The organism is Sphingosinicella sp. YJ22 (genome assembly GCF_011320075.1).
Classification (GTDB): domain Bacteria; phylum Pseudomonadota; class Alphaproteobacteria; order Sphingomonadales; family Sphingomonadaceae; genus Allosphingosinicella.
The window spans coordinates 1-8,667 of sequence record NZ_JAANPA010000063.1 but is presented as its reverse complement, the minus strand read 5'-3'; the positions used below and the strand labels follow the sequence as shown (position 1 = coordinate 8,667).

Here is an 8,667-nt window from a genome sequence, read left to right as displayed (position 1 = left end):
GCCAACGCGGCGTCGCGTGCCCGCGCGGTCGGGCGGCCCCAGGCCGCGCGCGACCTCGCCGACCTCGTCGAGCGCACCGGCGGCGGCGGCGCGCCGATCACCATGCCGATCCACGAGAAGATCAAGAAGCCCATTCCCGGCGGAGCCTACGCATGAAGCATCAGGTCGGCATGCGCGGCGCGCTCCAGGACATCGGCACCATCCATTTCGTCGGCATCGGCGGCATCGGCATGTCCGGGATCGCCGAGGTGATGCACATCCTCGGCTACAAGGTGCAGGGCTCCGACGCCGCCGAGGGCTATCGCATCGCGGCCCTCAGGAAGCTCGGCATCCAGGTCGCCATCGGCCACAGCGCCGACAATCTCGGCGACGCCGCGGTGGTGGTCATCTCGACCGCGGTGAAGCGCGACAATCCCGAGGTCGAGGCGGCCTATGAGCGCCGGATCCCGGTGGTTCGCCGAGCCGAGATGCTCGCCGAGCTGATGCGGCTGAAGTCGACCATCGCGGTCGCCGGCACCCACGGCAAGACGACCACGACCTCGCTGGTCGCGGCCCTGCTCGATGCGGGCGGGATCGACCCGACCGTGATCAACGGCGGAATCATCAACGCCTATGGCTCCAACGCCCGGCTCGGCTCGTCCGACTGGATGGTGGTCGAGGCCGACGAGAGCGACGGCAGCTTCCTTCGCCTCGACGGCACCATCGCGGTGGTCACCAACATCGATCCCGAGCATCTCGATCATTACGGCTCGTTCGAGCGGGCGAAGGACGCCTATGTCGAGTTCGTCGAGAACGTGCCCTTCTACGGCGCCGCTCTTCTCTGCGTCGACCATCCCGAAGTGCAGGGCATCATCCCGCGGCTTCGCGACCGCCGGGTCGTCACCTACGGCTTCGCTGCCCAGGCCGACGTGCGCGCCGACAACGTCCAGCCGTACCCCGGCGGCAACCGCTTCGACGTCGCGATCCGCGACCGCCATGGCGAGGTGCGCGTGATCGAGGGCGTCCGACTGCCGATGCCCGGCCGCCACAATATCCAGAACGCGCTCGCCGCGATCGGAGTCGCCGCCGAGATGGGCATAGCGGACGACGTGCTCGCGCACGGCTTCGACAAGTTCGACGGGGTCAAGCGCCGCTTCACCAAGGTCGGCGAGGTTCAGGGCGCGATCGTCATCGACGATTACGGCCACCATCCGGTCGAGATCAAAGCGGTGCTGTCGGCGGCCCGCGAGGGCGCGCAGGGCAGGGTGATCGCGCTCGTCCAGCCGCACCGCTACACCCGTCTTCGCGACCTGATGGACGAGTTCCAGGGCGCCTTCAACGACGCCGACATCGTGCTGGTCGCGCCGGTCTATGCCGCCGGCGAGCAGCCGATCGAGGGCGTCGACAGCGCCGCGCTCGTCGAAGGCCTCAAGGAGCGCGGCCACCGCGCCGCCCGCGAGGTCGCGACCCAGGAGGAAGCCTGCCAGGTGCTTCGCGACCTCGCCGCGCGCGGCGACATGATCATCTGCCTCGGCGCCGGCGACATCACCAAATGGGCGGCCGGCCTCGCCGACGGAATCACCCAGGCGAGGCTCAACAAGTGATGGGCTTCATGCAGCTCACGCACTCTCCGCTCGTCCTGAGCGTGTCGAAGGGCGTCCGCACGGGCCGTGGTGCAAGCGCCCTTCGACTTCGCTCAGGACGAGCGGTGAGTTTGGGGATTGCGCGGGAGGCGGTGCGATGACGGTCGCCGAGCTTCCCCGTGTGCGCGGGCGGCTGACCGAGCAGGCGCCGCTGGCGCCGCTCGTGTGGTTCAAGGCGGGCGGCAACGCGCAGTGGCTGTTCGAGCCGAAGGATGTCGAGGACCTGTCCGATTTCCTCGCCGGCCTCGAGCCGGACGTGCCGGTCATGGGCCTCGGCCTCGGCTCCAACCTCATCGTCCGCGACGGCGGCGTTCCGGGCGTGGTGGTTCGGCTCGGCAAGGCTTTCGCCAAGGTCGAGCGGATCAACGACACGATTCTACGCTGCGGCGGTGGTGCGTCGGGCATCCTGGTGTCGTCGACCGCGCGCGACGCGGGCATCGCAGGCCTCGAATTCCTGCGCTCGATCCCCGGCACGGTGGGCGGCTTCGTGCGGATGAACGGCGGCGCCTATGGCCGCGAGGTGAAGGACGTGCTGGTCGAGGCGGAGCTGGTGCTTCGTTCGGGCGAGCGGACGACATTGCCGCTCGACGCGCTCGGCTACACCTATCGTCAGAGCGAGCTGCCCGAGGGCGCGATTGTCGTCGGCGCGGTGTTCCGCGGCGAGCCCGGCGAGCCGGTGGCGATCCAGGCGGAGATGGACCGCATCGCCTCGGAGCGCGAGGCTTCGCAGCCTTTGCGCTCGAAGACCGGCGGATCGACCTTCAAGAACCCGCCCGGCACAAAGGCGTGGAAGGAAGTCGACGCCGCCGGCTGCCGAGGCCTGACGATCGGCGACGCGCAGGTGTCGGAGAAGCATTGCAACTTCCTCCTCAACCTCGGCTCGGCGAAGGCCGCGGACATCGAGGCGCTGGGCGAGGAAGTGCGCCGCCGGGTCAAGGCGCATTCGGGCGTCGAGCTCGAATGGGAAATTCAGCGTGTTGGAGTGGAATAAGTGAAAAAGCTGCACATCGCGGTCCTGATGGGCGGCTGGTCGGCCGAGCGGGAGGTGTCGCTCACCTCCGGCAACGGGGTCGCCGACGCGCTGGAGAGCCGCGGCCACCAGGTTACGCGCATCGACATGGACCGCAACCTCGCGCAGGTCATCGCCGGCGTTCGGCCCGACGTGGTGTTCAACGCGCTCCACGGGACGCCCGGCGAGGACGGCACCGTCCAGGGCATGCTCGACCTGATGCAGGTCCCCTACACCCATAGCGGCCTCGAGACCTCGGTCGTCGCGATCGACAAGGAGCTGACCAAGAAGGTCCTCGTCCCCGCCGGAATCCGCATGCCGGACGGCAGGATCGTCGAGAGCGAGAGCCTCCATCGCGAGGACCCGATGGCGCGGCCTTATGTGCTGAAGCCGGTCAACGAGGGCTCGTCGGTCGGAGTCGCCATCGTCACCGACAGCGGCAATTACGGCAACCCGATCGGCCGCGACGTGAAGGGGCCCTGGCAGGAGTTCGACCATCTCCTCGCCGAACCCTTCATCAAGGGCCACGAGCTGACCGTCGCCGTGCTTGGCGACGAGGCGTTGGCGGTGACCGAGCTGAAGCCGACGCAGGGCTTCTACGATTACGACGCCAAATATACCGACGGTCTCACCACCCATGTCTGCCCGGCGCAGATCCCCGACGACGTCCGCGACGCGGCGATGGCGATGGCGCTGAAGGCGCACCAGGTGCTTGGATGCGAAGGCACGTCACGCTCCGACTTCCGCTGGGACGACGAGAAGGGCGTCGAAGGTCTCTACCTGCTGGAGGTCAACACCCAGCCGGGCATGACCCCGCTCAGCCTGGTTCCCGAGCAGGCCAAGTATCGCGGCATCAGCTACGCCGACCTCGTCGAGCGGATCGTCGCCGAAGCGCTGGGCATCTCGCCATGACCGCCGCCCGCATCGCACGCGGCGCGCAATCGTCCGGCCGCCGTCCGGCAAGCCGCGCCGGCACGCGCTCGGCACCCGCCCGCAAGCGCGGCGGCGCTAAGAAGAAACAGCAGCCCGGGCTGCTCGAAAGCCTGCCGGTCTCCCGCCAGACGATGCGGAGGCTGACCATGTGGGGCGTGGCGATCGTCCTGCTCGTCGTCGGCGCGGCGGTCGCGGTCGCCATGCGCCTTCCGCAAATGGCCGGCAACGCGATCGGCGAGCAGGTCGGCGCGAGCGGGTTTGCGGTGCGCCGGGTCGAGTTGCGCGGCCTCAACCGGATGGACCACAACATCGTCTACAATGCGGTGCTCGACCAGCCGTCGCGGGCGATGCCGCTGGTCGATCTCGACGCGATCCGCGCGCGGCTGATGACCTTTCCTTGGATCAAGGATGCGCGCGTGTCGCGCCGCCTGCCGGATACTCTGGTCGTCGACGTGGTCGAGCGCACGCCGGCGGCCTTGTGGCAGAACGGCCAGCGCCTGTTCCTGATCGACGGCGACGGCGTGGCGCTGCGCGAGGTGCATCCCGACGCGGTGCCGACCCTGCCGACGGTCGCGGGGCCGGGCGCGGAGCGGCGGGTGAGCGAGCTCGGCACCCTCATGGAAGCGGCGCCGCGGCTGCGGCCGCTGCTCGCCAGCGCCGCCTGGATCGGCGGCCGACGCTGGGACCTCAGGTTCCACACCGGCGAGACCCTGGCGCTTCCGGAAGGCATGGAGCCGGCGCAGCGCGCGCTTCGCCGCTTCGCCGACATGGACCAGCGCCGGCAATTGCTCGGCGGCAATTTCGTCCGCTTCGACATGCGCATCGAGGGCCGCATGGTTGTGCGTCTGAAGCCCGGCGAGAACGGCGAGCTGCCGGCGGTGGCGCCGCCCGTCGCGGCCGGCCAGTCCCCTGAAGAAATGGCGAGGACCATCTGATCGTGAAGCGTCCGACGCCCCCGGTTCAACGCACCCTGGTCGGCGCGCTCGACGTCGGCTCGTCCAAGGTGTGCGCGCTGATCGCCGAGCCCGGCGACGACGGCGCGCTCAACATCCTCGGCACCGGCCAGCGCGCTAGCCGCGGCGTCAAGCGCGGCTTCATCTCCGACATGGCCGCCTGCGAAGGCGCAATCCGCGAGGCCGTCGAGCAGGCGGAGCGCATCGCATCGACACGGATCGAGCAGGTCTTCGTCGGATTCTCGGCCGGCGGCATGGTCAGCGACGTCGCCAATGTTGAGGTGGCGATTGGCGGGCGTCAGATCGGCCAGGGCGACATCGACGCCTTGCTCGACGCCGGGCGCGACGCGATCGATCCCAGGAACCGCACCATCCTCCATGCCGTGCCCGCCTTCTACACGCTGGACGGGCTCGACGGGGTGAAGAAGCCGCTCGGTCTCCACGCCGACAGGCTCGCGGTCGACATCCATCTCGTCGCCGCCGAGCCGGCGCCGGCCGCGAACCTCGACCTGTGCGTTCGCTCCGCCCATCTCGGCGTCGAGGCGATCGTCGCCTCGCCGGTGGCGACCGGCAAGTCGTGCCTCAGCGACGAGGAGCGCGAGCTCGGCGTCGCGCTCGTCGAGCTTGGGGCAGGGGTGACCAACGTCTCGGTGTTCGCGGTCGGCACCCTCGCCGGGCTGAAATCGATCCCGATGGGCGCCGGCGACATCACCGACGACATCGCCTCCACCTTCGGCACCCGCCGCGCCGAGGCGGAGCGGATCAAATGCTTCTACGGCTCGGCCTCGACGACTCCGCGCGACAATCACGACATGATCGAGCTGGCGCCGATCGCCGGCGGCGGCGACGGCGTCGAGTCAGCGCGCGTGACCCGCGCCGAGCTGGTCGCGGTGATCCGTCGCCGGCTCGACATGCTGACCGGACAGATCGCCGAGGCTCTTCAGGAGCTCGGCTTCGCGGGGCCGCTCGCCCGCCAGGTGGTGATCACCGGCGGCGGCGCCGAGCTGAAAGGCGTCGCCGACTATCTCCAGGGCGCGCTCGGCCGGACCGTCCGGGTGGGCCGTCCGCGTCTGCCTGGCTTGCCTGAGGCACATAGCGGCCCGGCTTTCGCAACCTTGGCGGGCCTCGCGCAGTTTGCTGGATCGGACGAGCTTGACCTTCGCGTCCGCATGGTCCGCCCCCCGACGACCGGCGGCCGCACCGCGTCAGGCAATGTTCTGCAGAGGCTGATCACAGCCTTCAGGAGTGGTTATTAACAGGTTTATCCACCGCCATGACTTTTTTGCTCGCACGCCAGAATCTCATGGTGCAAAAAGGTTTAACACGGTTTTTCGCGCCCGGGACCGAGGAACAGGGGAGAAGTGAATGAGCATCGATTTCATCCGTCCGGAAGTTGAGGAGCTCCGGCCACGGATCAGTGTGATCGGCGTTGGCGGGGCTGGCGGCAACGCGATCGCCAACATGATCCACTCCGATGTTCAGGGCGTCGATTTCGTCGTCGCCAACACCGACGCGCAGGCGCTCAACCACAGCCTCGCGGACCGCAAGATCCAGCTCGGCCACAAGATCACCCAGGGTCTCGGCGCGGGCGCGCGTCCCGAGATCGGCAAGGCGGCGGCCGAGGAAGCCATTCACGAGATCGAGGCTGCGCTCGACGGCGCCCACATGTGCTTCATCGCTGCTGGCATGGGCGGCGGCACCGGCACCGGCGCGGCCCCGGTCATCGCCAAGACGGCGCGCGACAAGGGCATCCTCACCGTCGGCGTCGTCACCAAGCCGTTCAGCTTCGAGGGCAATCGCCGCAGCCGCGCCGCCGAGAACGGAATCAACGAGCTTCAGCAGCATGTCGACACGCTGATCGTCATCCCCAATCAGAATCTGTTCCGCATCGCCAACCCGAACACGACCTTCAAGGAAGCGTTCATGATGGCGGACGAGGTCCTCCAGCAGGGCGTTCGCGGGATCACCGACCTCATGGTCATGCCCGGCCTCATCAACCTCGACTTCGCCGACGTGCGCTCGGTGATGAGCGAGATGGGCAAGGCGATGATGGGCACCGGCGAGGCCGACGGCGACAACCGCGCCATCGCCGCCGCCGAGCAGGCGATCGCCAACCCGCTGCTCGACGGCGTCTCGATGCGCGGCGCCAAGGGCGTGATCATCTCGATCACCGGCGGCGAGGACATGCGCCTGATGGAGGTCGACGAGGCCGCCAACCACATCAAGGACCTGGTCGATCCGGACGCCAACATCATCTGGGGCTCGGCGTTCAACAACGACCTCGACGGCAAGATCCGCGTGTCGGTCGTCGCCACCGGAATCGACGCCGAGGCGGTGACCCAGGCGCCGGTGCAGCCGGCTAAGGTGTTCGCCTTCCCGGGCAGCCGCGCCACGGAAACCCAGAAGACGCCTGCGATCCCCGCGCAGCCGGAGTCGGTCGCGCCGGCGGAGTCCGAGCCGATTGCGGCCGAGGCCGAGGAAGAAGAGACGCTGGAGCTTCCGGCCGAGGCCGAGGTCAGCGACGAGCTGCTGCTCGGCGAGGTCGACATGGTCGCCGAGGAGGAGGCGCAGCCGGAGCCCCAGCCCCAGCCCGAGACCCGGTCGTGGGTGGCGCAGGAGCAGGAGGCGCCGCGCGCCCCCGAGCGGTCCGCGCCGCGCAGCGAGGGCGGCACGTTGTTCGAACGCATGTCCAACATCGCCCGCGGCGCCGCCAAGGCGCAGGTCGAGGAGGACGGTCCGCGCATGCGCCGCGAGCGCGACCCGCTCGACATCCCGCGCTTCCTCAACCGGCAGAACAACCAGTAAGCCGGCGCATCAGGAGATGGCGAAGAGGGCGACGGTCATTCCGTCGCCCTTTTTGCATCGCCGATGATTCAGCCCATCCCTTTCCGGCCCCGACTGGCCGCAACTCCAGAGGCTTAGTCATTGCTGGGAAACCCCGATCCGGTTCTAACGCGGCCATGAAGTATGTTCGGGGACGGGGACTCCGCGGCGCTTTGCTCGCTGCGGCTGCTGGAACTTTGTCGCTTGCCGCGCCGGCCGCCGCCCAGACGGGCGCGGCGGGAGCCGACCTGCGCCGCCAGCTCACCACGCTCGCCGACAATCCGAACAGTTCCGCCGCGCTGATCGACGCCGGCAACGCCGCGCTCGAGCTCGGCGACAGCGCCGCCGCGCTCGGCTTCTTCACCCGAGCGGTCGAGGTTGCGCCGCGCGATGGCCGCGCCAAGGCCGGCCTCGCCGCGGCCCATGTCCATAGCGGCAACGCGCTCGAGGCGCTGCGCCTGTTCCACGAAGCGCAGTCGCTCGGCCTCGCCGAAGCCGCGCTCGCCGGCGACCGCGGCCTCGCCTACGACCTGATCGGCCAGCCTGCCCGCGCCCAGCAGGATTATGTGATGGCGCTGCGCCACCGCGAGGATGCCGAGGTCCGCCGCCGGCTGTCGCTGTCGCTGGCGATCACCGGCCAGCGCGAGGCCGGGCTGCGCGTGATCGAGGGCCTGGTTCGGAGCGGGGACCGCGCGTCGCTGCGCACCCGCGCCTTCGTCCTCGCGCTGAGCGGCGATGCCGTCGGCGCGCGCGACGCGGCTCGCGCGGCGATGCCGAACGGCGCCGGCGACGCGATGGTGCCGTTCCTCCAGCGCATGTCGAACCTGTCGCCAGTGCAGATGGCGTCGGCGGCGCACCTCGGCCGCTTCCCGACCACGGGCGGCGGTGCACGCACCGCCATGTCGGCCGATCCCGGCGCGCTGGCCTTCGCCGGCGGTAGCGCCTCGCCGCTCCAGGGTCGCTTGCCGATCGCCGTCGCCTCCAATGCCGATCGCCGTCGTCCCGGTGCCTCCGAAACGCCGGTCCGCGGCCGCGTGAGTCGCTCTCCCGTCGCCACCGCTTCCGTCACCCCGGCCCGGCCCCGCATCAGCCTTCCGCATCCGAACGAGCCGTTGGCTCGGACCGCAGCGGCATCGGTGCCGACGCCGACCTTGACCGCGCGGGTCGAGGCGCCGGTCGAGCTCGCCGGCCTCGGCAATGCCGCCGCCCAGGCGTCGGCCGCCGTCCAGCCCGCAGCGCCCGATCCCGGCGCATGGGAACGCCTCGGCCAGGCTCCGGCCAACCCCGCCCCGGTCCGCACAGCCGCGGCCGAGCCGGCGGCGGGCGC

General features: G+C 69.9%; 7 protein-coding genes. All 7 read left to right on the top strand.

Features of this window, described 5'->3' with window-relative positions; genetic code table 11:
• Positions 1 to 170: 170 nt before the first annotated feature.
• Positions 171 to 1,583, top strand: a complete 1,413-nt coding sequence (gene murC / locus G7B71_RS15130) for a UDP-N-acetylmuramate--L-alanine ligase (protein WP_166042438.1) — start codon at positions 171 to 173, stop codon at positions 1,581 to 1,583.
• Between the two features lie 136 nt (positions 1,584 to 1,719).
• Positions 1,720 to 2,613, top strand: a complete 894-nt coding sequence (murB, locus tag G7B71_RS15125; protein WP_166042431.1) for a UDP-N-acetylmuramate dehydrogenase — start codon at positions 1,720 to 1,722, stop codon at positions 2,611 to 2,613.
• Positions 2,614 to 2,622: 9 nt separating this feature from the next.
• Positions 2,623 to 3,543 (top strand): D-alanine--D-alanine ligase, encoded by a 921-nt coding sequence (locus tag G7B71_RS15120; protein WP_166042436.1) that lies wholly within the window; start codon positions 2,623 to 2,625, stop codon positions 3,541 to 3,543.
• On the top strand, positions 3,540 to 4,499 hold the full coding sequence (locus tag G7B71_RS15115) for an FtsQ-type POTRA domain-containing protein (protein ID WP_166042428.1): 960 nt from the start codon (positions 3,540 to 3,542) through the stop codon (positions 4,497 to 4,499). Before G7B71_RS15120 ends, G7B71_RS15115 begins: the two co-directional genes overlap by 4 nt.
• Before the next feature lie 2 nt (positions 4,500 to 4,501).
• Complete coding sequence (gene ftsA, locus G7B71_RS15110; protein ID WP_243406271.1) at positions 4,502 to 5,773, top strand: cell division protein FtsA; 1,272 nt, start codon at positions 4,502 to 4,504, stop codon at positions 5,771 to 5,773.
• A 109-nt stretch (positions 5,774 to 5,882) separates the two neighbouring features.
• On the top strand, positions 5,883 to 7,322 hold the full coding sequence (ftsZ, locus tag G7B71_RS15105) for a cell division protein FtsZ (protein ID WP_166042426.1): 1,440 nt from the start codon (positions 5,883 to 5,885) through the stop codon (positions 7,320 to 7,322).
• Between the two features lie 215 nt (positions 7,323 to 7,537).
• A partial coding sequence (locus G7B71_RS15100; RefSeq protein WP_166042423.1) for an SPOR domain-containing protein occupies positions 7,538 to 8,667 on the top strand: 1,130 nt, incomplete at its 3' end.

Excerpts from the sequence above, each read along its gene's own strand:
- murC (WP_166042438.1), top strand. The coding sequence starts at position 171 with ATGCGCGGCGCGCTCCAGGACATCGGCACCATCCATTTCGTCGGCATC.
- murB (WP_166042431.1), top strand. The coding sequence starts at position 1,720 with ATGACGGTCGCCGAGCTTCCCCGTGTGCGCGGGCGGCTGACCGAGCAG.
- G7B71_RS15115 (WP_166042428.1), top strand. The coding sequence starts at position 3,540 with ATGACCGCCGCCCGCATCGCACGCGGCGCGCAATCGTCCGGCCGCCGT.
- ftsZ (WP_166042426.1), top strand. The coding sequence starts at position 5,883 with ATGAGCATCGATTTCATCCGTCCGGAAGTTGAGGAGCTCCGGCCACGG.